The following is a 25,463-nucleotide window of genomic DNA, read 5'->3' as shown; positions in this document are numbered from 1 at the left end:
CCGTGACCGCCGCACCGCCGCAGATCGAGGATGTGCTTGCACTGAGCCCGCTGCAAGAGGGGTTGTTCGCGTTATACCGCTTGGCCGAAGACAGTCTCGACATCTACACCATGCAGTTGGTGGCCGACATCGACGGACCGCTGGATGTTGCGCTGCTGCGTCGTAGCGCCCAGGCCATGCTGGAACGGCACCCGAATTTGCGCGCCGCCTTCTGGGACCGCGATGTACCGCGGCCGGTCCAGATCGTGCCGGCGCACGCCGAGCTGCCGTGGTCCGAACGGGTCACGACGCCTAGCGAATTCGACTCGATCGCCCGTTCGGAACGGCGCCGCCCGTTCGACCTGAGCCGCGGCCCGGCTTTGCGTGTCGTGCTGCTCGCGGTGCCGGGCGAGACCAGGCGCAGAATGATCTTCACCGCCCACCACATCCTGGTGGACGGTTGGGGACTCGGGGTGTTCTTCACCGAGATGCTGGCGGTGTATCAGGCTGGTGGCTCGACCGACGGATTACCCGCGCCGCGCCCGTACCGCGATTACATCGCCTGGCTATCCCGACAGGACCGGGACGTCGCGACTGCCAAGTGGACTCAATATCTGCAGCGTGTCTCCGCGCCGCTCATGGTGGCCGACGGCATGGCCACGGTAGATCATGGCGTGCCGGAGACAGCCAACCTGCTGTTGTCTCCCAACGACACCGCACGGCTGCGTCAGTGGGCGGGCAGCAATGGACTCACCGTCAATACCGCGGTGCTCTTCGCCTGGATTGTGGTGCTCAGCAGGCTAACCGACCGCCGCGATGTGGTGTTCGGGACCGTCGTTTCCGGTCGTCCCGAGCATCTGCCCGGTGTGGAGACGATGGTCGGGATGTTCATCAACACCGTTCCGGTGGTACACGAGCTCACCAGCTCCGATTCGGTGGTCACCCAATGCAGGCAGCTGCAGCGCGAATCGTCGGTGCTGCGTGACATTGCCTACCTCAGCCTGTCCGAGCTGCAGCGGGCACACGGTCGCGGCAGTCTCTTCGACACCCTGTTCGTGTTTGAGAACGCACCGCTGGAGGACGCTGTCCGGCCGGTGACCGCCACCGACGGGACCCGTTTCACTCCAGTCGAAGGCGAGAGCCTTACGCACTACCCGTTGACGGTGGTCTCGCACCAGGTCGAAGACGCCCTGGTGGTGGTTGTCGAGGCGATTCGCGAAGCGCTGCCGCACCTTTCGCCCGCACAGCTCTGCGAGCGTTTGGTCGCGGTGTTGCGTCAGCTCCCCGACATCGGGGACCGCGGCCCGGATGCCGTGGACGTGCTGACCGCCGCAGAACGTGCCGAGTTCGACCACCTCGCGGTCGAACCGGTTACGGTGCTGGAAACTTCGGTGTGGGACAGTTTCGAGCGGCAGGTCCGTGCCACACCGGACGCGGTCGCCCTGACTACCGGTGACGGGGTGCGCCACACTTACGCCGAACTCCATGCGGAGGCCGCACGATTGGCCTGCGAGCTGGCCGCCCACGGTGTATCTCCGGAAACCGTTGTCGCGCTTGTGTTGCCACGCTCCACCCAGTCCATCATCGCGATCCTGGCTGTGCTCGCTGCCGGTGGCGCCTACCTTCCCGTGGACACCACCTTGCCGGATGCGCGTATCGATTCCCTGCTACGGCAAGCCGATCCGGTGCTCGCGATCACCGATGCGAGCCAGGCGAAACGAGTCGCCAGGCAGCTCGCCACCCTGGTCATCGACGATCCCGCTGTGGCACAACGCCTCGCGCAGTACGATCCCGCCGCACCCGCGGTTCGGCGTCTTCCCCAGCACAGCACTTACGTCATCTTCACCTCCGGCTCGACTGGTGAACCCAAAGGCGTGGTCGGCACCAACGCCGCACTGTTGAGCTATTTCGCCGACCATCGTGACCGCGTGTACCGGCCGGCCACCACGCGTCTGGGCAGGCCGTTGCGTATTGCGCATGCCTGGTCGTTGAGCTTCGATGCCTCGTGGCAGCCGATGGTCGGCCTGCTCGATGGCCATAGCCTGCACCTTTTCGACGCGGAGGAGATGCGCGATGCGGACCGCCTGGTCAGCGGTCTCGCCGGTTTCGGCGTCGACATGATCGACACCACCCCGTCGATGTTCGTCCAGTTGCGTGCCGCCGGTTTGGCGGAGCGCAATCTGTCCGTGCTGGCGCTCGGTGGCGAAGCGATCAACAGCACGCTCTGGCAGCAACTGCGCGCGTTGGCGCCCACGGCGGTCTACAACTGCTACGGGCCTACCGAGACAACGGTCGAAGCCGTGGTCGGCCAGGTCAACGCATACCTGGCACCCACGATCGGCACCGCCAACGCCGGAACCTTCGGCTATGTACTGGATTCGGCGCTGCGGGCAGTACCGCAGGGCGCCGTAGGAGAGTTGTATCTGTCCGGCGCACAACTGGCCCGCGGCTACGTCGGTAAGCCCGCGATGACGGCCGCGCGTTTCGTCGCGGACCCGTTTCGCCCCGGCCATCGCATGTATCGCACCGGCGACTTGGTGCGCCGTCTGCCGCACGGCGGCTACGGGTACCTGGGGCGCGATGATGCCCAGGTCAAGATCCGGGGCTACCGGGTCGAGATCGGGGAGATCGAGTCCGCGCTGCGAAATCAGTCCGAGGTGCACGACGCCGCTGTGTCTGTCCTGCGTCGCGACCACGGCTCCGTTCTGGTGGGTTTCGTTGTCTGGCAACGGCACGCGGACGGCGACCCGGCCCGGTTGCGTGCCGCCCTCACCGAGCACCTGCCGTCATATATGGTCCCGGCCCGGATTGTGGCAGTACCGCAACTGCCGGTGAACGCCAACGGCAAACTCGATGTGGCCGAACTGGACCGGCTGGCCCACGAAGCCATGACCCAGGTGATCGGGAGCGGCGCGACAGCATCCACCGCGACCGAACGGGCGCTGTCCGAGCTGTTCGCCGAACAATTCAGTGGTGTGATGCCGGGTGTCGATGACGACTTCTTCTCACTCGGGTTGGACAGCATCATGGCCATCTCGGTGGTGCACAAAGCGCAACGCCGCGATATCCCGTTGACCCCGCGAATGGTGTTGAGCTGTCCGACCATTCGTCAGCTTGCGGCTGCGGTCGACGCGTGGAGCGGCTCGGATGTAGCGGCCGTGGCCGGCGAATACGGCGAGGTGCTGCCGCTGCCGGTGGTGACCTGGGTGAACGAATACGGCAACTACCGCCGCTTCACCAACACCATCGTGATGCGACTGCCGTCCGGCATCGAGCGCTCCGTCATCGAACTCGTGCTGCAAATGGTGCTCGACGGACACGAAGTGCTGCGGTCGATTCTGACCGAGACACCTGACGGGCCTCGCCTGGTAACCCGCGAGCCGGGAGTGGTGAACGCCGCGGAGCTGCTCTCTGAGGTAGCGGTGCCCGCCGGTACCGACTTCCCGACAGTCATCTCCGATGCCGCGCGGGCGGTGATGGACGAGATCGACCCGCACGCGGGTGCAATGGTGCGGGCGGTGTGGTTCACCGGTGCCGGTGACGATCGGCAGCTGCTGCTGCTCACCATTCATCATCTGGTAGTGGACGTGGTCTCGTGGCACATTCTGGTCAGCGACATTCAGGAAGCGTGGCGTTCGTTGCAGGCCGGTGAGACGCCGAAGGCATTGCCGGAGTTCACTTCCTATCGCCACTGGTGCCGGCTGATGTGGGAGAGGGCGGTACAACCGGAGGTCCTCGCCCAGCGCGACTATTGGCTGGCGCAGATCCGCGACGTCGATCCCGCGCTGGGTACGCGGCATTTGGACCCGACCCGCGACACCTGGTCGCAGCTTCGAGTTACCACGGTGTACACCCCGGTGGAGATCACCGAGCGCCTGCAAGCTGCGTTGACCCGAGATGATCGGATGCGTGAAATACTGCTGTGCGCTGCCACGATCGCCATCGGCAGCTATCGCCGCGCCGCTGGCCAGGATCCGTCTTCCGGGGCATTGATCGTCTTGGACAGCCACGGCCGCGCCGACACGGTCCTCGATACCGATACCGCGAACACCGTTGGGTGGTTCACCAACCCATTCCCGGTACGCCTGGGCGTCGGTGGCACACCGGACACCTACGATCTCGAGCTCCTCGAAGCGGATCCCGCAGCAGCACGGGCACTGCTAGCATCGGTGACCTCCCACATCGACGAAATCCCCTATGAAGGACTGGATTACGGGTTGCTTCGCTATGTCGCCCGGATCCCCGAGCTGCAGCAGGTTGCCGAACCGCAAGTGTTGTTCAACTATATGGGCCGCCTGGATCTCAGCCGCACCACCAACGAACCATGGTCACTGCTCAGCGGCGCTGAAATCGAGACGTTGCCGGTCGATCCCGAGCCGGACCTGCCGTTACGTTTCGCGGTGAACATGAGCGTGCTGGTGGGTGCCACCCCCGCCGGCTGGGTACTGATCAACAACCTGTTGTGGAGTGATGCGCTGTTCACCAACGCCGACATCGATCGTCTGACCGAATGTTGGCAGCGCGCACTCGCGGTGCTCGCGGCGGCCCTGGATCCCGACGCGGATTAGGAAGGATTGCACATGCCGCCGCTCGGCGAGGAGTGGATCAGCAAGGACGAGATCAAGGCTACGATCGCAGCCCAACTCGGTTGCGCAGCCTCCGAAGTCGCAGACCACGACGACCTGATCCAGATGGGGCTGAACTCGATCCGCATGATGGCGTTGGCGGGCGGCTGGCGTAAGCGGGGTGCGGGTATCACCTTTGCCGAGCTGGCCGCCAGTCCGACAGTCGATGCGTGGCACGGGTTGCTCAGCGGGGATCAGACCGGCAGCTCGTTACCACCCGAGCGGCCGGAGCCGGCCGAACCGGTCGCCGACGGTGCGCCATTCCCACTTGCCCCCATGCAACATGCCTACTGGATCGGCAGATCCGATGAGCAGGAACTAGGCGGGGTTGCAGCGCACCTCTACGTCGAGTTCGACGGCACCGCAATAGATCCGCAGCGACTCGAGCGTGCCGTCGACGCACTCGTCGAGGTGCATCCTATGCTACGCACCCGGTTCCTGCCGGACGGAACCCAGCAGACCATGCCGCGACCGGGCCGAGCTGTCTTCGAGGTCGTCGATCTGCGAGGCCGCGACGCGACCGCCGTCGAAGTCGAGCTGGCGGCGATGCGCCACCGGAAAACCCACCAGCGGTTGGCAATCGAAGACGGACAGGTCATCGACATCACCCTGACGCTGTACGGGGACCGCGCACGGGTACACCTCGACGTCGATATGTTGGCCGGTGACGCGATGAGTTACCGGGTGCTGGTCACCGATCTCGCCGCTGCCTATCATGGTGCGGCCTTGCCTACCCCCGGGTACAGCTATCAGCGCTACCGCAGCCGGCAACAGCAGGACCACGGCCGCGACGCCGCACGCGAGCGCGACCGGCAGTGGTGGCACCAGCATCTGCCCGAAATGGCTGGTGCACCTGAACTTCCGGTCACCAGGGTGGGGGAGCGCGCCACACCGCATCGCACCATCCGTCACGACCATTGGCTGCCGCCGCAAGCCAGACAACGATTGGTTACCGGGGCGCATGCGCGCGGCGTCACCCCGGCCGCGGCGCTGGCCGCCGTATTCGCCGATACTGTCGGCGGATGGTCGGCCACAGACAGGTTTCTGTTGAATGTGCCGCTGTTCCAAAGAGAAGCAGTACATCCCGACATCGACCGCGTGATCGGGGACTTCACCGCCTCGCTCATGCTTGAAGTCGACATCAGCGAGAACATGTCGGTTGCGGAGCGGGCCCAGGCCGTTCAGCAGAACATGTACGAAAGCGGCTCGCACGCCGCCTATTCGGGGCTGGAGGTGTTGCGCGATCTGGGTAGGCACCGGGGTGAGCCGGTGCTGGCACCGGTGGTATTCACCAGTGCGCTCGATCTCGGCGAGCTGTTCGCCGAGAACGTCATCCAGACCTTCGGTGAGCCGGTGTGGATCATCTCTCAGGGACCGCAGGTGTTGCTCGATGCCCAGATCACCGAGCTGCGTGGCGGATTGCTGATCAATTGGGATGTCCGCGAAGCGGCGTTTCCGCCGGGCCTGGTGGACGCGATGTTCGACCGGTTCACCCAGGCCGTCCGGCGTCTCGGTGACGGCGAGTCGGGCTGGGATGCCGAGGCGGCGGTGCAGTTGCCGGTTGGTCAGGCAAAGGTGCGCGCCGCGGTCAATGTCACCGACGGCCCGGTGACCGGACGATGCTTACACCAAGGCTTTTTCGAGCACGCCGCGGCGCATCCGGACCACCCAGCCGTCCTGTGGGGTCTGGACGAATCCGCCGGCGAGTGGAGCTACCGGCAACTGGCCGAGGGTGCCCTCGCGGTCGCGGGAGCGTTGAGCGCTCACGGGGTGGGGCCGGGCGATGCGGTTGCCGTGCAGCTGCCCAAGGGGCGAGACCAGATACTTGCCGTGCTCGGTGTGCTGGCCGCTGGCGCGGCCTATGTGCCGATCGGTATCGACCAACCGGATGCCCGGCGCGCGAAGATTCTGGCTAGCGCCGGCGTCGCCGCGGTGCTGACGGTCGACGGGTCGCCGGTGCATCCCGGCCTTGCCTGCCTGTCCATCGACGCGGCGCGAAACCACCCAGAACCGTTGTCGGCGGCTGTCTTTCCGAGTACTGGTGCGGTCGCCTACGTGCTGTTCACGTCGGGTTCGACGGGTCTGCCCAAGGGCGTGGACGTGCCGCATAGCGCGGCGATGAACACCATCGACGCGGTCAATGATTGGTTTGACGTTGGCAGTTCGGATCGTTCACTGGCATTCTCTGCCCTCGAGTTCGATCTGTCCGTCTACGACATCTTCGGGATGTTCTCGGCCGGAGGTGCGGTCGTCGTCGTGGACGACCAACAACGGGCCGAGGCGACAGCATGGGTGGAACTGATTCGCCGGCATCGGGTTTCGATCCTTAACTGCGTGCCGGGAATCCTGGACATGATCTTGGAAGTAGGTGGAGACCGCCTTGGTGATTCCTTGCGGGCGGTGATCCTCGGCGGTGACTGGGTTGGGGCCGAACTGGCCCGCACACTGGCCAGGCTGGTGCCTGGTTGTCGGTTCGCCGGGCTCGGCGGCGCCACCGAGACTGCAATCCACAGCACGATCTGCGAAGTGGTGGGCAAGCCAGCCGCGGACTGGACGACGGTGCCGTTCGGCGTTCCGCTGCGCAACGTTCGGTGCCGGGTGGTGTCACCGGCCGGTCGCGACTGCCTGGACTGGGTTCCCGGCGAGCTCTGGGTGGGCGGTGCGAACGTCGCGGCCGGTTACCGCAACGACCCGGAACGCACTGCGGAGCGTTTCGTCGAGCACGACGGCATTCGCTGGTACAAGACCGGTGATCTGGCCAGGTACTGGCCCGACGGGACCATCGAATTTCTCGGCCGCGCCGATCATCAGGTGCAGATCCGGGGATACCGTGTCGAACTCGGGGAAGTGGAGAACGCGTTGCGTACCCTGCCCGGGGTGAGGCACGCCGTCGCCGCCGTAGTCGGCACCAATGCGCCCAAACTGGTGGCGGCCATCGCGCGTGACTCGGTGGACAGCGGTGACGTCACCGCAGCGCTCCGAGACCTGCTGCCCAACTACATGATTCCGGCGCGGATCGTCTCGCTCGAACGAATTCCCTTGACTGCGAACGGGAAACTTGACCGTCGCGCCGTCGTTGCGCTGCTCGGGGAATCCGAAACGCCGGCCGAGTCGCTCGGCAGCGTCCCGCGCGACGATCTGGAGGCCGCGCTGGCCGAGATCGTCGCCGAGGTGCTGGGCGTGGCCGCGGTCGGCGTGCATGACGACTTTTTCGCGCTGGGTGGAGATTCGGTGCTGGCCACCGCCGCTGTCGCACGGGTGCGGGATTGGCTGGATGTGGACCATGCGGTGGTCACGGATCTGTTCGCGGCGCGGACCGTGGCCGGTTTGGCCGAGCGGCTGAGCAAGCGTGAGGCCGCTCGCGGTACCCCGGCGCGGCTGGCCGTGGTCGCCCGCCACTACCTCGACGTCGCGGCGTTGACCGACGAGGAGGTTCTCGCCGAAGGGTAGGGTGAACGACGGTGCAGCCTTTCATAGCCGCTACACAGCTTGGCCACAGCCGCCGCAATCGTGTGCATAGCAGCGTGGATGTAACGCAACTTAGTCACCAAACGACACATAAGTCACAGCAACCACAATCCCGCGCAAGAGCCACAAGACCGAGTGGCGCGGATACAGAGGGGGAGAACCACCCATGCAGATCGTGAAATCTTTAGTTGTCGGGGCGGCGGCGGTCGCCGCAATCGGAGCCGCCGCGGCGGGTGCGACATCCATCGCCGGCTCACCGGCGGCCTACCAGGTGCAACCGGTCGTCCACGGTGCGCCGCTGCCACTGGACCCCGCACCGAACCCGGCGTCGGCGAACCTGCCCACCCCCGGCCAGCTGACCGGCATCCTGAGCAACCTCGCCGACCCCAACGTGTCGTTCGCGAACAAGGGCAACCTGGTGGAAGGTGGCATCGGCGGAACCGAGGCAAAGCTCGCCGACCACAAGCTGAAGAAGGCGGCCAAGAACGGTCAGCTGCCGCTGCAGTTCAACATCGCCAACATTCAACCCGCCGCCCCCGGCTCGGCCACGGCCGACGTTGCCGTCTCCGGTCCGAAGCTGTCGCCGCCGGTCACGCAAAACGTCACCTTCGTCAACCAGGGCGGCTGGATGTTGTCACGTGGCTCCGCGATGGAGTTGCTGCAGGCCGCCTCCGGCTAAACCCCGAAAACGCAAAGGCACCCTTCTCAGGCCGGCGGTTACTGCCGCCTACCGAGAAAGGGTGCTTTCGCGCATCTAGGCACGCACGGATGCGGGTCGAGTGCATCCGCACGGCTCCCGCGGCACGCGAACGAGCCAAAGGCTACCGCTGGCCGTTGGGCGACATGTCCATGTCGTAGACCCGCGCGTGCAGCACGGTGCGGTTTCGCAGCGCCGCGCGCACCGCGCGGTGCAGACCATCCTCCAGGTAGACGATGCCCCGCCATTTCACCGCGTGCGGAAAGAGGTCGCCATAGAAGGTGGAGTCTTCCGAGAGGAGGCGGTCCAGGGCAAGCACGGTGGTAGTGGTTACCAATTCATCGAGCCGGATCTGTTGAGGCGGAATCTGGGACCAGTCCTTATAAGACAGCCCGTGTTCCGGATAGGGCTTGCCCTCACGTACGCCCTTGAAGATCATTCGCAGTTGCTTTCGCCCGGCGTGCTCTGGAAGACCATTTGGCAAGGCTAGACCGCCCCGCGAACGGACGAGGTATCGACCGCTGACCCTGGTTGGCGGGCTGGTTGCTGCGCAGACCGTAAAATGAACGCGGCCAGTGGGTGTGCAGGAGGTGACAATTCATGGGAAGCGCAGACGAGCGTCGTTTCGAGGTGCTCCGTGCGATCGTCGCCGATTTTGTGTCCACCCATGAACCGATCGGGTCTAAGTCCCTGGTGGAGCGGCACAACCTGGGCGTCTCCAGCGCCACCATCCGCAACGACATGGCGGTACTGGAAGCCGAGGGATACATCGCCCAACCGCATACCAGTTCCGGCCGGGTGCCCACGGAGAAGGGTTACCGAGAGTTCGTCGACCGCCTCGACGGTGTCAAGCCGCTGTCCGGCGCGGAGCGGCGTGCGATTCAGAGCTTCCTGGAGTCCGCCGTCGATCTCGACGATGTGCTGCGCCGGGCGGTGCGCCTGTTGGCGCAGCTGACCCGTCAGGTGGCCGTCGTGCAGTACCCCACACTGTCCACCTCGACCGTCCGCCACCTGGAAGTGATCGCGCTGACCCCGGCCAGACTGCTGATGGTGGTCATCACCGACTCCGGCCGGGTGGATCAACGCATCGTCGAACTCGGCGACGTGATCGATGACCAACAACTCAGTCAGCTCAGGGACATGCTCGGCCAGGCGCTGGTGGGCAAGCGGCTGGCAGCGGCTTCGGTCGCAGTGGCCGACCTTGCCGGCGGGTTGCATGGCGGGGACCGTCTGGGCGACGCCGTCGGGCGCTCGGCGACGGTGTTGCTGGAATCACTGGTGGAGCACACCGAGGAACGTCTGCTCATGGGCGGCACCGCCAATCTGACCCGCAATGCCGCCGATTTCGGCGGCTCATTGCGCTCCATCCTGGAAGCGCTGGAGGAGCAGGTCGTGGTGTTGCGGTTGCTGGCCGCCCAGCAGGAAGCCGGCAAGGTGACCGTGCGCATCGGTCACGAGACTGAGGCGGAGCAGATGGCCGGCACCTCGATGGTGTCGACCGCTTACGGCACCAGCGACACCGTTTACGGCGGCATGGGCGTGCTGGGACCCACCCGAATGGACTATCCGGGAACTATGGCCAGTGTCGCCGCGGTTGCCATGTATATCGGCGAAGTGCTGGGTGCTCGATGATCGCGCGCCCGCAGCAGAGTTTGGAGACGGCCCCGTAGGGGGCGGGCTTACAGGGCTCTTGACGAGGCTTGGGAAGGGTTAATCGTGGCACGCGATTACTACGGGATGCTCGGCGTCAACAGGGGCGCGAGCGACACCGAGATCAAACGCGCTTATCGCAAGCTGGCGCGCGAACTGCATCCGGACGTTAACCCTGATGAGGCCGCGCAGGCGAAATTCAAGGAGATCAGCGCCGCCTATGAGGTGTTGAGCGATCCGGAGAAACGCCGCATCGTTGACCTGGGCGGCGATCCGCTGGAAAGTGCCGGCGCGGCGGCGGGCGGGTTCGGCAACTTCGGTGGCCTGGGCGATGTGTTCGAGGCGTTCTTCGGCGGCGGGTTCAGCGGGGGAGGTTCGCGCGGTCCCATCGGCCGGGTGCGGCCTGGCTCGGACTCGTTGCTGCGGATGAGTCTGGATCTCGAGGAGTGCGCGACCGGCGTCACCAAGCAGGTCACCGTGGACACGGCCGTGTTGTGTGACCGCTGCCAAGGCAAGGGCACCAACGGCGACTCCGCGCCGGTGCCGTGTGACACCTGCGCCGGGCGCGGCGAGGTGCAAACTGTGCAGCGGTCGCTGCTGGGCCAGATGTTGACCTCCCGTCCATGTCCGACCTGCCGCGGGGTGGGCGTGGTGATCCCCGACCCGTGCTATCAGTGCATGGGCGACGGCCGGGTGCGGGCCCGCCGCGACATCACCGTCAAGATCCCAGCCGGCGTCGCAGAGGGCATGCGGGTGCGGCTCGCCGCACAGGGCGAGGTGGGGCCCGGGGGCGGGCCGGCTGGTGACCTGTACGTCGAGGTCCACGAGCAGGCCCACGACATTTTCGCCCGGGAGGGCGACGACCTGCACTGCACGGTCTCGGTACCGATGGTCGATGCCGCCCTGGGTGTCACGGTCACCTTGGACGCGATCCTGGACGGCCTCAGTGAGGTCGTCGTTCCGCCGGGTACGCAACCCGGGGCGACCATCACGCTGCGCGGCCGCGGGATGCCCCAGCTGCGCTCCGGCACACGCGGCGACCTGCACGTCCACGTCGAGGTGGTGGTTCCCACCCGGCTCGACCACCACGACACGGAGTTGTTGCGCGAGCTGAAGAACCGTCGCGGCCGCGACGTCGCGGAAGTCCGCTCGTCGCATGGTGGCGGCGGCGGGTTGTTCAGTCGGCTGCGCGAAACCTTCACCGGACGCTGATCACGCCCGGGCCGCTGATGGTGGCGACGCTGTTCTACATCGACGCACTCCCGGCGGTCGGCGGACTGGCGGCCGTGGACGGTGACGAAGGGTTCCACGCGGCCGCCGTTCGGCGGATCCGGGTCGGCGAGGAATTGGTCCTTGGCGACGGGGTCGGAGAGCTGGCCCGATGCCGCGTCGAGCACTCCGGGCGCGACGGCCTAGAGGCTCGGGTGCTGCACCGCTGGAACGTTCCGCCCGGCCAACCGCCGGTGACGGTGGTACAGGCGCTGCCCAAATCCGAGCGCTCCGAACTCGCCGTCGAGCTGGCCACCGAAGCCGGTGCCGACGCATTCGTGGCCTGGCAGGCGGCGCGCTGCGTGGCCACCTGGGAGGGCGCGCGTGTGGAGAAGGGCTTGCGCCGATGGCGGGCGGTGGCCCGCTCGGCGGCACGCCAATCCCGCCGAGCACATATCCCGCCGGTCGACGGCGTATTGACCACCAAAGCATTGATCGCCCGGGTCCGCGCCGAGGTCGCCGCCGGTGGCTCCGTGTTGGCCTTGCACGAGTCGGCCACCGTACGGCTCGTCGATAGTGTTCTGGCACAAGCTAACTCGGTAACGTTGGTGGTGGGGCCCGAGGGTGGTATCGCGCCGGAGGAGATCGCCGACCTGACCGCGGCCGGTGCCGTCCCCGTTCGGCTGGGCCCGACCGTGTTGCGCACTTCGACCGCAGCCGCGGTTGCTTTGGGGGCGTTGGGTGTGCTCACCGCGAGGTGGGATTCGCCATCGAGTCTTTAGCTCGTCGGCGACGGCTGACTTGCGTCGTGGGCCGCACGTCCTGCTGGCAGGAACCGGATTTTTGGGAACCGGTCACCGACCGGCGGTAGACTTGATTCCGGCATTTCCCGTCCACACGCAGAACGTATACGCCAGAAAGCAGGCAGCAGAAACCACGTGACGCCACGCGAGACCCGCGCCGCTGACGCTGGTGTAGCCCGCCAGGCTGACGCTCAAGTTCGCAGCAGCTTCGATGTTCCGCCCGACCTCGTCATGGGCCTGCTCGGCTCGGCCGACGAAAATCTACGTGCCCTGGAGCGCAACCTGGATGCCACCCTGCATGTGCGGGGTAACACGGTCACCTTCTCCGGAGCGCCGGCCGATGTCGCCCTGGCAGAACGGGCCATCTCCGAGTTGGTAGCGATCGTCGGCCGGGGGCAGGCGCTGACGCCGGAGGTGGTGCGGCACAGCGTCGCCATGCTCATCGGTTCCGGAAACGAGTCGCCGGCCGAGGTTCTCACCCTTGACATCCTTGCCCGCCGCGGTAAGACGATCCGTCCCAAGACGCTCAACCAGAAGCATTACGTCGACGCGATCGACGCCCACACCATCGTCTTCGGCATCGGTCCGGCCGGCACCGGGAAGACGTATCTGGCCATGGCCAAGGCCGTCCATGCTCTGCAGACCAAGCAGGTCACCCGCATCATCCTGACCCGCCCGGCCGTGGAAGCGGGTGAACGCCTTGGGTTTCTGCCCGGCACGCTCAGCGAGAAGATCGATCCCTATCTACGGCCTTTGTATGACGCGCTGTACGACATGATGGACCCCGAGTTGATTCCGAAGCTGATGTCCGCCGGGGTTATCGAGGTGGCGCCGCTGGCTTACATGCGGGGCAGGAGTCTCAACAGCGCGTTCATCGTGCTCGATGAGGCGCAGAACACCACCGCCGAGCAGATGAAGATGTTCCTCACCCGGTTGGGCTTCGGATCCAAGATGGTGGTCACCGGCGACGTCACCCAAATTGACCTCCCAGGTGGCGCACGGTCCGGCCTGCGGGCCGCCGTCGACATTCTCGAGGACATCGACGATATCCATATTGCCGAGTTGACCAGTGCGGATGTGGTGCGGCACCGGCTGGTTTCGGAAATCGTCGACGCCTACGCGCGGTACGAGGAGCCCGGCTCCGGGATGAATCGGGCGGCTCGGCGGGCGTCCGGTGGACGCAATCGTCGATGATGAGTGCGTGAACGCCATATGAGCATCGAAGTGTCCAACGAGTCGGGTATCGACGTCTCCGAAGCCGAACTGGTCAGCGTCGCGCGATTCGTGATCGACCAGATGGATGTCCACCCGGCCGCTGAGCTTTCGATGGTGCTGCTGGATACCGCTGCCATGGCCGACCTGCACATGCGCTGGATGGACCTGCCCGGCCCGACGGACGTCATGAGCTTTCCGATGGATGAGCTCGAACCTGGCGGTCGCCCCGACGCGCCCGAACCGGGTCCGGCCATGCTGGGCGACATCGTGCTCTGCCCGGAGTTCGCCGCCGGACAGGCCGAAGCGGCGGGTCACAGCCTTGGTCACGAGCTGGCCCTGCTGACCATCCATGGCGTACTGCACCTCCTCGGCTACGACCACGGCGAGCCGGCCGAGGAACGGGAGATGTTCGCCCTGCAGGGCCGCTTGCTCGAGCAGTGGGTGGCCGAGCAGGTCGAGGCCTACCAGCACGACCGCCAGTACGAGCGGGACCGCCGGTTGCTGGACAAGTCAAGATATTTCGACCAGCCGTGACCAGTTTCTATCAGCTGCTCAGTGCGGTCGTGTTGATCGGTCTGGGCGGTATCTTCGCCGCGCTGGACGCCGCGATCAGCACCGTGTCACTGGCCCGGGTGCGCGAACTGGTGCGCGACGAGCGGCCCGGCGCGAGGTCGTTGCGCAAGGTGATGGCCGACCGGCCACGGTACATCAACCTGGTGGTGTTGCTGCGCATCGTCTGCGAGATCACCGCTACCGCGCTGCTGGTGGTCTATTTCCGACACAAAGTCAGCGCGGACTGGGGCCTGTTCTACGCCGCGGCCATCATGAGCGTCACCAGTTTCGTCGTTATCGGTGTCGGGCCCCGCACGCTGGGACGCCAGCATGCCTATTCCATCTCGCTGGCGACGGCCCTTCCGCTGCAGGTGATCTCGTGGTTGCTGATGCCGATCAGCCGGCTGCTGGTGCTGTTGGGTAACGCGCTCACCCCCGGCCGGGGTTTACGCAACGGTCCGTTCGCCTCCGAGATCGAACTGCGTGAAGTGGTCGACCTGGCGCAGCAGCGCGGGGTGGTCGCCGCCGACGAACGCCGGATGATCGAGTCGGTGTTCGAACTGGGGGATACCCCGGCGCGCGAGGTAATGGTGCCGCGCACCGAGATGGTCTGGATCGAGAGTGACAAGTCGCCTCGTCAGGCCATGGCGCTGGCGGTGCGCAGCGGGCATTCGCGTATTCCGGTGATCGGCGAGAACGTGGACGACATCCTCGGCGTCGTCTACCTGAAAGATCTTGTGCAGCAATCCGTCTTCTCCCGGAACGGAGCCCGGCAAACGACCGTGGCGCAGGTGATGCGTCCAGCCGTGTTCGTGCCTGATTCCAAGCCGCTGGACGCGTTGTTGCGTGAAATGCAGCGCGACCGCAACCACATGGCATTGCTGGTCGACGAATACGGCGCCATCGCCGGCCTGGTGAGCATCGAGGACGTGCTCGAGGAGATCGTCGGCGAGATCGCCGACGAGTACGACCAGGCCGAGACCGCACCGGTGGAAGACCTCGGCGACAACCGGTTTCGGGTTTCGGCGCGGTTGCCGATCGAGGACGTCGGTGAGTTGTACGGCGTGGAGTTCGACGACGACCTCGACGTCGACACGGTGGGTGGCTTGCTGGCTTTGGAACTCGGCCGGGTTCCGCTGCCCGGCGCCGAGGTGGTATCGCACGGGTTACGACTACATGCCGAAGGCGGTCGCGATCAACGCGGACGAGTCCGGGTCGGCACTGTGCTGTTGAGCCGCGTCGAACCGGAGCCGAGTGACGAAGATGACTGAGTTCCGTTCCGGCTTCGTGTGTTTGGTGGGGCGACCCAACACCGGCAAATCGACGCTTACCAACGCGCTGGTCGGTGCGAAGGTAGCGATTACGTCCATGCGCCCGCAGACCACCCGGCACACCATCCGCGGAATCGTGCATCGCGAGAACTTCCAGATGGTTCTGGTCGACACCCCCGGTTTGCACCGGCCACGCACCCTGCTGGGCAAGCGCCTCAACGAACTGGTCCGAGACACCTACAGCGAAGTCGACATCATCGGTCTGTGCATCCCAGCCGACGAGCAGATCGGTCCGGGCGACCGCTGGATCGTCGACCAGATCCGTGCGGTCGCCCCGAAAACCACCCTCGTGGCCGTCGTGACCAAGATCGACAAGGTACCCAGGGACCGGGTGGCCGCGCAGTTGGTCGCGGTCAGCGAACTGGTCCCTGATGCCGCCGAGATCGTACCGGTGTCCGCCGTATCGGGGGCCCAGGTCGAAGTACTGATCGAGGTGCTTGCCGGGGCATTGCCGCCCGGTCCGCCGTACTACCCCGACGGCGAGCTGACTGACGAGCCCGAGGAAGTGTTGATGGCCGAGCTGATACGCGAGGCCGCGCTCGAGGGAGTGCGCGACGAGTTGCCGCACTCATTGGCGGTGGTTATCGACGAAGTCGAACCACGGGAGGGGCGCGACGACTTGGTCGACGTGCGCGCGGTGCTCTATGTCGAGCGGGACAGTCAGAAGGGCATCGTGATCGGTAAGGGTGGCGCCCGACTGCGAGAGGTTGGTACCGCAGCGCGCAACCAGATCGAAAAGTTGCTGGGCACCAAGATCTATCTGGACCTGCGCGTCAAGGTCGCCAAGAACTGGCAACGCGACCCCAAACAGCTGGGCCGGCTGGGGTTTTAGTGCGGCACCCGTAGTCGCTTTCGGTTTGGCCACCAACGCCGGCGACCATTCCCGAAGGTTCTGGCGGGCTTTGTCCGCGCAGCCGCAACAGCTTTCACAGCGCACCGGACGCGCTTCAGCGCTGAATTTCGTTTCGCGATCATCGTTTTCGTACGGTGGGCGCCTCGTTTGAACACCAGGTGCCCGGGTACCACTCGTCAACCGATACAGCCCAAATCGGAAGGCAAAATATGGATGCTTTAACTTTTCTCCGTCAGGACCACAAGAGTGTGCTCGGTCTGTTCGAGACCCTCGACGGGGCGCCGTCGGGCACGGGGGCCGAGGCCAGCGGATTAGAGACCGTGGTGAACAACCTGATCATCGCCGAGTCGCAGCATGAGGCCATCGAGGAGCAGTTCTTCTGGCCGGCTGTTCGCGATGCGATCGGTGACTCGATCGCCGACAAAGCGATCGAACAGGAACAGGCCGGCAAGAAGTTGTTGCAGCGGTTGGAAGACGGCAAACCGGGCGACCCGGACTACCACGAAGCGTTGCAGGAGTTCATTGCCCTCGGCCGGGAACACATCGCCTACGAGCAGGACGTCGTCTGGCCGCAGGTTGAGGCGGCGCTCAGTCGCGAGGAACTGGAGAAAATCGGCAGCAAGCTTGAAGCGGGCAAGAAAATGGCGCCCACCCGGCCACACCCGAACACCCCGCCGAATGCGACGGTGCTGAAAACCATGGGTATGGGTGCGGCGGTCATGGACCACGTGCGCGACGCCGTCACGGGCCGCGCGAAGGACAATCCGCCGGATCCACAGGTCAAGTAGCGATCCAAAGGTCAAGTGAGCCGAGTCCGCAGGTCAAGTAGCCGGAGCCGGAGCCGCGGGTCAAGTCGCCGGGAGCAGGGAGTATTACGCCGGCTCGGCGACCGTTCCGGTCACCTCGAGAAGCCCGTGCTCGCGAACCGCTGCCATCGACAATGTCCGGTAACCGAATTCGTCGAAGAGTACCGTGATGCGCTCGGGGTCCCCGCCGATGACCACTCCGTGTCCCCACTGAACGTGCTCCACGTCGGTCCCGACGGCTATGGCGGGACCGGCGAGGTCGGCGTCATCGAGTTCTTCGGTGCAAGAGTCGCAGTTTCCGCACCGCCCCGAGTAGTGCTCACCGAAGTAGGACAACAGGAAAACCCTTCGGCAGTAGTGGGTCTCGGCATAGCCGCGCATCATGTCCACTCTGCTGAGATCGATGCGCTCACGCAATTCGGCCTCCTGCATCGCTTGCCCAACCGCCTTCTTGACTGACATGCGTTCCTTCACAAAGCCTTTGCGGGTGGAGTGGACAGCGTCGCATTCCTCGAGGAGATTGACAGCGTTGGTCAGTTTTCGGCCACTCGTGCCGAGTCTTTCGCGCAGCTCCTTGAGCTTGGTCGGCCGTGAAGGATCCAGTGCGGTGAACACCGAACGGAGTAACCGCTCGTCGGGTCGTCCGGTGGTGAAAAACTTTGCCAGCCCTAAATCTTCGGACCTGTAGAACAGCAGCGCCTGTGCATGCGCGCCGTCGCGACCCGCACGGCCGATCTGTTGGTAGTAGCTGTCCAGCGAGTCGGGAACCGACGCGTGTGCGACGAATCGCACATTCGGTTTGTCGATCCCCATGCCGAACGCGGATGTCGCCACCACGACGTCGAAGTCGTCGTCCTGGAAGCCGGCGTGCACCGCGTCGCGCGTGTCGGCCGAGAGGCCGGCGTGGTATGCGGCTGCGGCAACTCCGTTGTCGCGCAGAGCATTCGCGTAATCCTCCGCTTCTTTGCGGGTCGCCACGTAGAGCAACCCGGGACCCGGCAAGGCGAATATGGATTCGAGCACCGCAGCCCGCTTGCGATCGGCGTCGGTGTGACGTTCGACTCTCAGACGCAGATTGGCGCGGTCGAAACTTCCTACGATGATTGCGGGATCGCGCAGTCCCAGCCGGTCCACGATGTCGCGGCGTACCACCACGGACGCGGTGGCGGTCAGCGCGACGATCGGAATCGATGTACCGAACCGGTGAAACACGTCTGCCAGACGCCGATAGTCAGGGCGGAAGTCGTGTCCCCATGCCGAGACACAGTGCGCCTCGTCGACGACGATCAGCGACACCGCAGCCCGGCCGAGTCTTTCGACCACGTCCTCATTGGCCAACTGCTCGGGTGAGACGAAGATGAAGTCGGCGCGGTGTTGGTCGATCAACTCCCAGTTCTGTTGCTGCTCATGAGCACTCAGCCGGGAGTTGACGGCAACAGCTACGCCCGCGTCGTGGCTTTCGAGGGCGACGATCTGGTCCTGCTGCAGAGCGATCAGCGGCGATATAACCAGGGTGACGCCATCGGTCAGCAAGGACGGAAGTTGGTAGATCGCCGACTTGCCAGACCCCGTGGGTAGCACGGCAAGCAGATCCCGGCGCTGCACTACCGTCTGCATCGCCGCACGTTGCTCGTCGGTCAGACTTTCCCAGCCGAACTTGGACCGGGCGAAGTCGTCTAGGTCGACGGAAGAATGGGTCGATCGTTTCACCGTCGTTCTCTACCCGATGTCCCGGTCGGCAAACGGTCACCCGGCGAATTACCTTGAGTCGCTTGGTCACAACGTTCGAATCGGACTGGCCTATCGCCGCGACGAAGGCGCGAGGTAATCAGGTGGTGTGCTGTTCCCGGTGTTCCACCACGCCTCGGGTTGCTTGGCCGCCCAGCCGCTGACGGCTTCCAGTTCGGCGGCCAGCGAAATGAGCATGCCCTCGCTGTTGGCCGGGCCCATCAGCTGTACACCGATGGGTAGCCCGTCGGAGGTGAAGCCCGCCGGCACGTTGATCGACGGCCAACCCAGCACGTTCCAGGGCCAGGTGTACGGGCAGGCCGCGATGATGGCGCGGTCGGTGCCCATGCTGCTCAGCCGGTCGAAAGCGCGAACCTGTGGTGGCGGCTGTGCGGTGGTGGGTGCCAGCACCACGTCGACGATGTTGAAGATCGAACCCACCCGCAGTTGGTCGGTGGTCTCATGGCGGCGGGCGCTGCGCAGAGTGGCCTGCGAAAGCATGTGACCGGTGCGCATGTTGGCCAGGGTTCGAGGGTCCCAGTTGACGCCGTCGCCCAACCTTTCCTCCCAGTCCCACAGCCCGGAGGTGGACCGCGCCAGAAAGTCCCAGGACAGCCGTAACCCGTAATCAGGGTTTCCCTTGACCACGGTGTGGCCCAGCAGTTCCAGTTGTTCGCCCATTTTCTGGGTGGCAGCCGAGATCTCGGGGTGCAGTTTGGCTCGGAAGAACGTGTATGGGAAGCCAGTCGAGAGGGCGATCTTGAGCGGGCCGGGTGCGATGCCGACGTATTCGGATGCGGTCAGCGGTGGCGGCTTGTGCAGGTCACCCTCGACGTTCCCGGAAGCAGCGTCCAGTACCAGGGCTGCGTCGGCCACGGTGCGGGCCAGCACGCCGTTGACGGTGATGCCGTTGAACGCCTCGGGCAGCGGCCAGGTGGAGATGCGGCCGCGTTGAGGCTTGATGCCCACCAGGTGGGTCCACGCCGCCGGGATGCGGACACTGCCCGCACCGTCGGAGCCGATGGCGGCGGTGACCAAGCCCGCGGCCACCGCGGCGGCGCTGCCACCCGAGGAGCCACCCGGGGTGTGCCGGCGCGACCAGGGATTGCGGGTGTGGCCAAAGCCGGGACCGCTGGTGAACGGCCACTGGCCCAGTTCGCAGGTGTTCGTCTTGCCGACGATCACCGCGCCGGCTTCCTTCAGCCGCCGCACCACCTCGCTGTCGTGGGTAGCGGGTCGCACGTACCCGTCGGTGCCGAACGCGGTGGGAACCCCAGCAACGTCGACGTCGTCTTTGACCGCGATCGGGATGCCCAACAGCGGCGCGGTGTCCCCAGCGGCCCGCCTCCGGTCGGCCGCCGCCGCGTCGGCCAGGGCTGACTCGGTCAGCACGACGCGGAAGGCATTCAAGGTGGACTGGCTCATATCGATCGCGTGCAGCGAACGACGGGCCAGTTCAGCGGCCGTCACGCGTTTGGTCGCCAGTTGGTAGAGAAGGTCGGTTAACGTGGGCAAGCGCCGGTTGCCGGAGCCGGAATCGACCCCGGAAGTGGACCTGGAAGCGCCAACCACGGGGTACGAGACTATCGGCGCGGATGCATGCAATGTCGCGGTGGGGTGCAAAAATATCCTGATGCGGCTGTATCGAGACCGGGCTGTTGTGCTGCGTCAGCACAAGCTTGGCGAAGCCGACCGAATCGTCACCTTATTGACCCGTGATCACGGGCTGGTTCGGGCGGTGGCCAAGGGGGTGCGACGCACCCGCAGCAAATTCGGGGCGCGGCTGGAGCCGTTCGCGCACATCGACGCACAACTGCACCCCGGCCGCAACCTCGACATCGTCACCCAGGTCGTTTCGATCGACGCCTTCGCCACCGACATCGTCAGTGACTACGGCCGCTACACGTGCGCTTGCGCAATGCTGGAAACCGCCGAACGTCTTGCCGGAGAGGAGCGGGCCCCTGCCCCGGCCCTGCACCGGCTCACGGTGAGTGCGTTGCGGGCCGTCGCGGACGGCCGTCGCGCTCGCGATCTGTTGCTGGACGCCTATCTTCTGCGCGCCATGGCTACCACCGGGTGGGCTCCTGCACTGACCGAGTGTGCCCGCTGTGCCGCACCCGGTCCGCATCGCGCGTTTCACATCGCCGCTGGGGGCAGCGTGTGCGCCCACTGCCGCCCGGCCGGGGCGACGACACCGCCGCTGGGCGTGCTGGACCTGATGTCCGCGCTGCACGACGGCGATTGGGAGAGCGCCGAGCAGGCGCCCCAATCGCACCGCGGGTACGCCAGCGGATTGGTGGCCGCACACCTGCAGTGGCATCTGGAGCGCCAACTCAAGACACTGCCGCTGGTAGAGCGGGTGTACCAGGCTGACCGCTCGGTTGCCGAGCGTCGCGCCGAACTGATCGGGCAGGATACGGAGTGTGGCTAGAAAGGCGGCGCTGAAGCTGAAGCCGACTGACTTCCCGCAGCTCCCCCCGGCGCCCGACGACTACCCGACCTTTCCCGACACGTCGACGTGGCCTGTGGTCTTCCCGGAGTTGCCGCCCGCGCCCGACGGCGGCCCCCGCCGGCCGCCGCAGCACATCTCCAAGGCGGTCGCCCCGCGGATTCCGGCCGGACAGTTGCCCAACCATGTGGCAATCGTCATGGACGGCAACGGTCGCTGGGCCACCCAACAAGGGCTACGCCGCACCGAGGGCCACAAGATGGGTGAGGCGGTGGTGATCGACATCGCCTGCGGCGCAGTCGAACTCGGCATCAAGTGGCTCAGCCTGTACGCGTTCTCCACGGAGAATTGGAAGCGCTCCGCCGAGGAGGTCCGCTTCCTGATGGGCTTCAACCGTGACGTGGTACGACGACGCCGTGAAGTGCTCAACGACATGGGGGTTCGCATCCGGTGGGTGGGCTCGGCTCCCCGGCTGTGGCGCAGCGTCATCAAAGAACTGGCCATCTCGGAAGAAGTGACGAAGAACAACGACGTCATCACCATCAACTACTGCGTCAACTACGGTGGCCGCACCGAGATCGCCGAAGCGACGCGCCGGATCGCCAACGAGGTCGCGGCGGGCAAGCTCAACCCCGACCGGATCACCGAGTCCACGATCTCCCGCCACATGCAGCGGCCCGACATACCCGACGTCGACCTGTTCCTGCGCACCTCGGGGGAGCAGCGATCCAGCAATTTCATGTTGTGGCAGGCGGCCTACGCTGAATTCATCTTCCAGGACAAGCTGTGGCCCGACTACGACCGCCGTGATCTGTGGGCGGCCTGCGAGGAGTACGCGTCGCGCAACCGTCGGTTCGGGAGCGCGTAGTGCCATCCCTACCGGAGCGGCTGACGGCGATCCTCGGCGACATCTTGCCCGTTGACCAGGAATCCGACGGTGCGTTGACGGTCCGGCACAACGGCACGTTCGCCTCACTGCGGGTGGTGACCATCGCCGATGACCTAGACCTGGTCTCGCTGACGCAGGTACTGGTGTGGGACCTCCCACTTACCAAGAAGGTCAGCGACCGGGTGGCCAAAGAGGCGCGCGAGGTGAACTTCGGCTCGGTGACCCTGCTGGAGAAGGGTGAGAAGGGGACCAAATCCGCGAAGACGGGGGATGTGATGCTGCGGTACAACTTTCCCGGCGCAGGTCTCACCGACGATGCCCTGCGTACCCTGATCCTGTTGGTCCTCGATACCGGCGCCCGGATCCGCGCCGAGCTGACCGGCTGACTCTCCCCGAACGTGAAGCCAGCTTCATGTTGGACGCCGAATGTGAAGCCTGCTTCACGTTGGACGCCGAATGTGAAGCCAGCTTCACGCTCGGCGCATAGTCGGCGGCGGATCAGCGGCAGTCGGAGCAGGTACCGAAGATCTCGATGGTGTGGCTGACGTCGGAGAAGCCGTACTTGGCCGCGACCTCAGCGGCCCAGGTTTCGACCTCGTGGTCGCCGACCTCGATGGTGGATCCGCAGCTGCGGCAAACCAAATGGTGGTGATGGTGTTCCGAGCAGCGGCGATAGACCGACTCCCCGGTGTCGGTGCGCAGTGTGTCGACCATCCCTGCCGCCGCCATCGACTGCAGCGTGCGATAGACGGTGGTCAGGCCGATGTTCTCGCCGCGCCGGCGCAACTCGTCGTGCAGTTCCTGCGCCGACCGGAATTCGTCGAGCGTCTCCAGCAGCGTCGAGATGGCGGCCCGCTGCCGGGTGGAGCGGACACCGGTGTCGGTCATGGCGTCTCCTCGCCGGCGTGCGCCACCGCGTCGACCACGATGTGGGCCAAGTGATGGTCGGCAAGCCGATACATCACTTCGCGTCCAGATCGCTCTCCCGACACCACACCAGCCGCCTTCAGAATCTTCAGATGCTGGCTCACGAGCGGCTGGGGAACGCCCAACGCGTCAACCAATTCATGCACGCAGCGGTGAGATTCGCGCAGCTGCAGCACGATCGCGATCCGCACCGGAGCGGCCAGCGCACGCAGCAACTCGCCGGCACCGTCGAGGATCTCCCGCGGCGGCGGCGTGGGGTATGCGGGGCGTCCGACGAAATCGACCGGACTGTGATCGTGATGACCCACCAGGTCATCTTCGGCGGTAGGGGTCGACGGCGACGTCACCTTCGGAGTCACCACCTCAATAAGTACTGAGCATTCGGATCGCCCCTCCACTGTCACATGCATGATGATGCATGTCAAAAAGCGGTGCGGTGATCGCTAACATGACTGATGTTTGCCCGGGCAGCGGTCATCGCTGCACACCTCTGCACCTCGTCCGAAGGGAGCGCAACACCCCGTGGCGTCCGTCATCGACACCGTAGTGAACCTGGCCAAGCGCCGCGGCTTCGTCTTTCCCTCGGGGGAGATCTACGGGGGAACCAAGTCTGCTTGGGACTACGGTCCGCTCGGGGTAGAGCTCAAAGAGAACATCAAGCGGCAGTGGTGGCGTTCAGTCGTCACCGGTCGCGACGACGTCGTCGGACTCGACTCGTCGATCATCCTGCCGCGTGAGGTATGGGTGGCCTCCGGTCACGTAGAGGTGTTCCACGACCCACTCGTCGAGTCGTTGATCACGCACAAGCGCTACCGGGCAGACCATCTCATCGAGGCCTACGAAGCCAAGCACGGACACCCGCCGCCCAACGGCCTCGCCGACATCCGCGACCCGGAGACCGGTGAGCCCGGCCGATGGACAGAACCGCGCGAATTCAACATGATGCTCAAGACTTATCTCGGGCCGATCGAGACCGAGGAAGGGCTGCACTACCTGCGCCCAGAGACCGCCCAGGGCATCTTCGTCAACTTCGCCAACGTGATGACCACGGCCCGCCGCAAGCCTCCATTCGGCATCGGCCAGATAGGCAAGAGCTTCCGCAACGAGATCACCCCCGGAAACTTCATCTTCCGGACCCGCGAGTTCGAGCAAATGGAGATGGAGTTCTTCGTCGAGCCGTCGACGGCCCGGGAGTGGCACCAGTACTGGATCGACACGCGACAGCAGTGGTACATCGACCTCGGCATCGACCCGGAAAATCTGCGGCTGTACGAACACCCGAAAGACAAGTTGTCGCACTACTCCGACCGCACCGTCGACATCGAGTACAAGTTCGGTTTCGCCGGCAATCCGTGGGGTGAGCTGGAGGGTGTCGCGAACCGTACCGACTTCGATTTGTCAACGCACTCAAAGCATTCCGGGACGGAGCTGTCGTTCTATGACCAGGCCAGCGACACCCGGTATACGCCGTACGTCATCGAGCCCGCTGCCGGACTGACCCGGTCTTTTATGGCGTTCCTGATCGACGCGTACACCGAGGACGAGGCTCCCAACGCAAAGGGCGGCATGGACAAGCGTTCGGTGCTGCGCCTGGATCCCCGGCTGGCGCCGGTCAAGGCGGCGGTACTGCCGCTGTCCCGGCACGCCGACCTCAGTCCCAAGGCGCGCGATTTGGCCGCTGAATTGCGCAAGTCATGGAACATCGATTTCGACGACGCCGGCGCCATCGGGCGCCGCTACCGGCGCCAGGACGAGATCGGCACCCCGTACTGCGTGACCGTCGATTTCGACTCCCTGGAAGACCATGCCGTCACGGTGCGTGAGCGCGACGCGATGACGCAGGAGCGGGTCTCGATCGACAACGTGGCCGACTATCTGGCGGTGCGCCTGAAAGGCGGTTGATCGCCCTATCGCCTGCCTGTGGGTTCCCGAGAGGTGGGGCGACTGCCGCACGTTTTGATCCCGTCTGAAACCGTCAGGTGTGAGTGCGGCGACTCAAAGTCGAGTTTCGAAGAATCCAGCAGCCACAGACGCAATTCTGGGGCCCGGACATTCTGTCTGCGGTCCGGGAGAATCGCCAATGCTGCCGCTCAGAACGGGTGCGCGTCGTCGCCGGAATAATAAACTCGGACATTGTCAATTCTGGAAATGGCAAGTCGGGCTCGTTAGCCCAAGTAACGCGGTGTGTGGACTCCTGAATGGCATGCGTGATGCACACATTCGCCGTCCACCGGTATTGCATTCGGCCAACTTAAGCGACCAATCTGGGAACAGATGCTCCA

Annotated in this window: 20 protein-coding genes; 15 read left to right on the top strand and 5 right to left on the bottom strand. The window is 65.2% G+C overall.

The features are described 5' to 3' along the window. The first annotated feature begins 2 nt into the window (after positions 1-2). The 3 genes from A5636_RS02360 (at position 3) to A5636_RS02350 (ending at position 8,751) form a co-directional block, all read left to right on the top strand. The gene (locus tag A5636_RS02360; RefSeq protein WP_065157070.1) at positions 3-4,547 is read left to right on the top strand and encodes a non-ribosomal peptide synthetase; all 4,545 of its coding nucleotides are present in this window, start codon (positions 3-5) and stop codon (positions 4,545-4,547) included. 12 nt (positions 4,548-4,559) lie between these two features. Then, on the top strand, positions 4,560-8,054 hold the full coding sequence (locus A5636_RS02355; RefSeq protein ID WP_065157069.1) for a non-ribosomal peptide synthetase: 3,495 nt from the start codon (positions 4,560-4,562) through the stop codon (positions 8,052-8,054). Positions 8,055-8,238: 184 nt separating this feature from the next. Continuing rightward, on the top strand, positions 8,239-8,751 hold the full coding sequence (locus tag A5636_RS02350) for a hypothetical protein (protein WP_065157068.1): 513 nt from the start codon (positions 8,239-8,241) through the stop codon (positions 8,749-8,751). Positions 8,752-8,893: 142 nt separating this feature from the next. On the opposite strand, the gene A5636_RS02345 is transcribed toward A5636_RS02350, so the two are convergent. After that, positions 8,894-9,208, bottom strand: coding sequence for a type II toxin-antitoxin system VapB family antitoxin (locus tag A5636_RS02345; RefSeq protein ID WP_065157067.1), 315 nt, complete (start codon positions 9,206-9,208; stop codon positions 8,894-8,896). Between the two features lie 161 nt (positions 9,209-9,369). Here A5636_RS02345 and hrcA point away from each other — a divergent pair, with 161 nt between their 5' ends. The 8 genes from hrcA (at position 9,370) to A5636_RS02305 (ending at position 17,170) form a co-directional block, all read left to right on the top strand. Then, on the top strand, positions 9,370-10,401 hold the full coding sequence (hrcA, locus tag A5636_RS02340; protein ID WP_065157066.1) for a heat-inducible transcriptional repressor HrcA: 1,032 nt from the start codon (positions 9,370-9,372) through the stop codon (positions 10,399-10,401). Positions 10,402-10,485: 84 nt separating this feature from the next. Further along, complete coding sequence (gene dnaJ, locus A5636_RS02335; RefSeq protein WP_065157065.1) at positions 10,486-11,631, top strand: molecular chaperone DnaJ; 1,146 nt, start codon at positions 10,486-10,488, stop codon at positions 11,629-11,631. 17 nt (positions 11,632-11,648) lie between these two features. Beyond that, entirely contained in the window at positions 11,649-12,410 is a 762-nt protein-coding gene (locus A5636_RS02330; RefSeq protein WP_065157064.1) for a 16S rRNA (uracil(1498)-N(3))-methyltransferase, read from the top strand. A 156-nt stretch (positions 12,411-12,566) separates the two neighbouring features. Continuing rightward, positions 12,567-13,625 (top strand): PhoH family protein, encoded by a 1,059-nt coding sequence (locus A5636_RS02325; protein ID WP_065157063.1) that lies wholly within the window; start codon positions 12,567-12,569, stop codon positions 13,623-13,625. A gap of 18 nt (positions 13,626-13,643) precedes the next feature. After that, positions 13,644-14,180 carry an rRNA maturation RNase YbeY gene (gene ybeY / locus A5636_RS02320; RefSeq protein ID WP_065157062.1) on the top strand — a complete coding sequence of 179 codons (537 nt, stop codon included), beginning with the start codon at positions 13,644-13,646 and terminating at the stop codon, positions 14,178-14,180. Continuing rightward, positions 14,177-15,469 carry a hemolysin family protein gene (locus A5636_RS02315; protein ID WP_065157061.1) on the top strand — a complete coding sequence of 431 codons (1,293 nt, stop codon included), beginning with the start codon at positions 14,177-14,179 and terminating at the stop codon, positions 15,467-15,469. Before ybeY ends, A5636_RS02315 begins: the two co-directional genes overlap by 4 nt. Beyond that, positions 15,462-16,361, top strand: coding sequence for a GTPase Era (gene era / locus A5636_RS02310; RefSeq protein ID WP_065157060.1), 900 nt, complete (start codon positions 15,462-15,464; stop codon positions 16,359-16,361). The genes A5636_RS02315 and era overlap by 8 nt, the downstream gene beginning before the upstream one ends. Before the next feature lie 230 nt (positions 16,362-16,591). Beyond that, positions 16,592-17,170 carry a hemerythrin domain-containing protein gene (locus tag A5636_RS02305; RefSeq protein ID WP_065157059.1) on the top strand — a complete coding sequence of 193 codons (579 nt, stop codon included), beginning with the start codon at positions 16,592-16,594 and terminating at the stop codon, positions 17,168-17,170. Between the two features lie 84 nt (positions 17,171-17,254). On the opposite strand, the gene A5636_RS02300 is transcribed toward A5636_RS02305, so the two are convergent. Together A5636_RS02300 and A5636_RS02295 are read right to left on the bottom strand one after the other, a co-directional pair. Continuing rightward, the gene (locus A5636_RS02300; RefSeq protein ID WP_065157058.1) at positions 17,255-18,898 is read right to left on the bottom strand and encodes a RecQ family ATP-dependent DNA helicase; all 1,644 of its coding nucleotides are present in this window, start codon (positions 18,896-18,898) and stop codon (positions 17,255-17,257) included. Between the two features lie 90 nt (positions 18,899-18,988). After that, a complete protein-coding gene (locus A5636_RS02295) occupies positions 18,989-20,488 on the bottom strand; it encodes an amidase (protein WP_065157057.1) in 1,500 nt (499 codons plus the stop codon). A 61-nt stretch (positions 20,489-20,549) separates the two neighbouring features. Here A5636_RS02295 and recO point away from each other — a divergent pair, with 61 nt between their 5' ends. Genes recO through A5636_RS02280 form a run of 3 tightly spaced genes read left to right on the top strand, consistent with a single transcriptional unit; the run spans position 20,550 to position 22,640 of the window. After that, positions 20,550-21,347, top strand: a complete 798-nt coding sequence (gene recO, locus A5636_RS02290) for a DNA repair protein RecO (protein WP_065157185.1) — start codon at positions 20,550-20,552, stop codon at positions 21,345-21,347. 10 nt (positions 21,348-21,357) lie between these two features. Next, the gene (locus A5636_RS02285) at positions 21,358-22,233 is read left to right on the top strand and encodes a decaprenyl diphosphate synthase (protein WP_155763528.1); all 876 of its coding nucleotides are present in this window, start codon (positions 21,358-21,360) and stop codon (positions 22,231-22,233) included. Then, the gene (locus A5636_RS02280) at positions 22,233-22,640 is read left to right on the top strand and encodes a hypothetical protein (protein WP_065157055.1); all 408 of its coding nucleotides are present in this window, start codon (positions 22,233-22,235) and stop codon (positions 22,638-22,640) included. The genes A5636_RS02285 and A5636_RS02280 overlap by 1 nt, the downstream gene beginning before the upstream one ends. A gap of 112 nt (positions 22,641-22,752) precedes the next feature. Here A5636_RS02280 and A5636_RS02275 read toward each other — a convergent pair whose 3' ends face one another. Then, the gene (locus A5636_RS02275) at positions 22,753-23,142 is read right to left on the bottom strand and encodes a Fur family transcriptional regulator (protein WP_065157054.1); all 390 of its coding nucleotides are present in this window, start codon (positions 23,140-23,142) and stop codon (positions 22,753-22,755) included. Continuing rightward, on the bottom strand, positions 23,139-23,540 hold the full coding sequence (locus tag A5636_RS02270) for an ArsR/SmtB family transcription factor (RefSeq protein ID WP_437339789.1): 402 nt from the start codon (positions 23,538-23,540) through the stop codon (positions 23,139-23,141). Before A5636_RS02270 ends, A5636_RS02275 begins: the two co-directional genes overlap by 4 nt. A 121-nt stretch (positions 23,541-23,661) precedes the next feature. Between A5636_RS02270 and A5636_RS02265 the strand changes: the two genes are divergently transcribed. After that, positions 23,662-25,083: a glycine--tRNA ligase gene (locus tag A5636_RS02265; RefSeq protein ID WP_172827139.1), complete on the top strand. Its 1,422-nt coding sequence runs from the start codon at positions 23,662-23,664 to the stop codon at positions 25,081-25,083. The last annotated feature ends 380 nt before the right edge of the window (positions 25,084-25,463 follow it).

Source organism: Mycobacterium asiaticum (assembly GCF_001673315.1).
GTDB classification, from domain to species: Bacteria; Actinomycetota; Actinomycetes; order Mycobacteriales; family Mycobacteriaceae; genus Mycobacterium; species Mycobacterium asiaticum_B.
This window is presented reverse-complemented; position numbering and strand designations above follow the sequence as displayed.

What these genes read in the sequence shown, in the direction of transcription:
- A5636_RS02355 (WP_065157069.1), top strand. Translation starts at nt 4,560, where the DNA reads ATGCCGCCGCTCGGCGAGGAGTGGATCAGCAAGGACGAGATCAAGGCT.
- A5636_RS02350 (WP_065157068.1), top strand. Translation starts at nt 8,239, where the DNA reads ATGCAGATCGTGAAATCTTTAGTTGTCGGGGCGGCGGCGGTCGCCGCA.
- A5636_RS02345 (WP_065157067.1), bottom strand. Translation starts at nt 9,208, where the DNA reads ATGATCTTCAAGGGCGTACGTGAGGGCAAGCCCTATCCGGAACACGGG.
- hrcA (WP_065157066.1), top strand. Translation starts at nt 9,370, where the DNA reads ATGGGAAGCGCAGACGAGCGTCGTTTCGAGGTGCTCCGTGCGATCGTC.
- A5636_RS02330 (WP_065157064.1), top strand. Translation starts at nt 11,649, where the DNA reads ATGGTGGCGACGCTGTTCTACATCGACGCACTCCCGGCGGTCGGCGGA.
- ybeY (WP_065157062.1), top strand. Translation starts at nt 13,644, where the DNA reads ATGAGCATCGAAGTGTCCAACGAGTCGGGTATCGACGTCTCCGAAGCC.
- era (WP_065157060.1), top strand. Translation starts at nt 15,462, where the DNA reads ATGACTGAGTTCCGTTCCGGCTTCGTGTGTTTGGTGGGGCGACCCAAC.
- A5636_RS02305 (WP_065157059.1), top strand. Translation starts at nt 16,592, where the DNA reads ATGGATGCTTTAACTTTTCTCCGTCAGGACCACAAGAGTGTGCTCGGT.
- recO (WP_065157185.1), top strand. Translation starts at nt 20,550, where the DNA reads ATGCGGCTGTATCGAGACCGGGCTGTTGTGCTGCGTCAGCACAAGCTT.
- A5636_RS02275 (WP_065157054.1), bottom strand. Translation starts at nt 23,142, where the DNA reads ATGACCGACACCGGTGTCCGCTCCACCCGGCAGCGGGCCGCCATCTCG.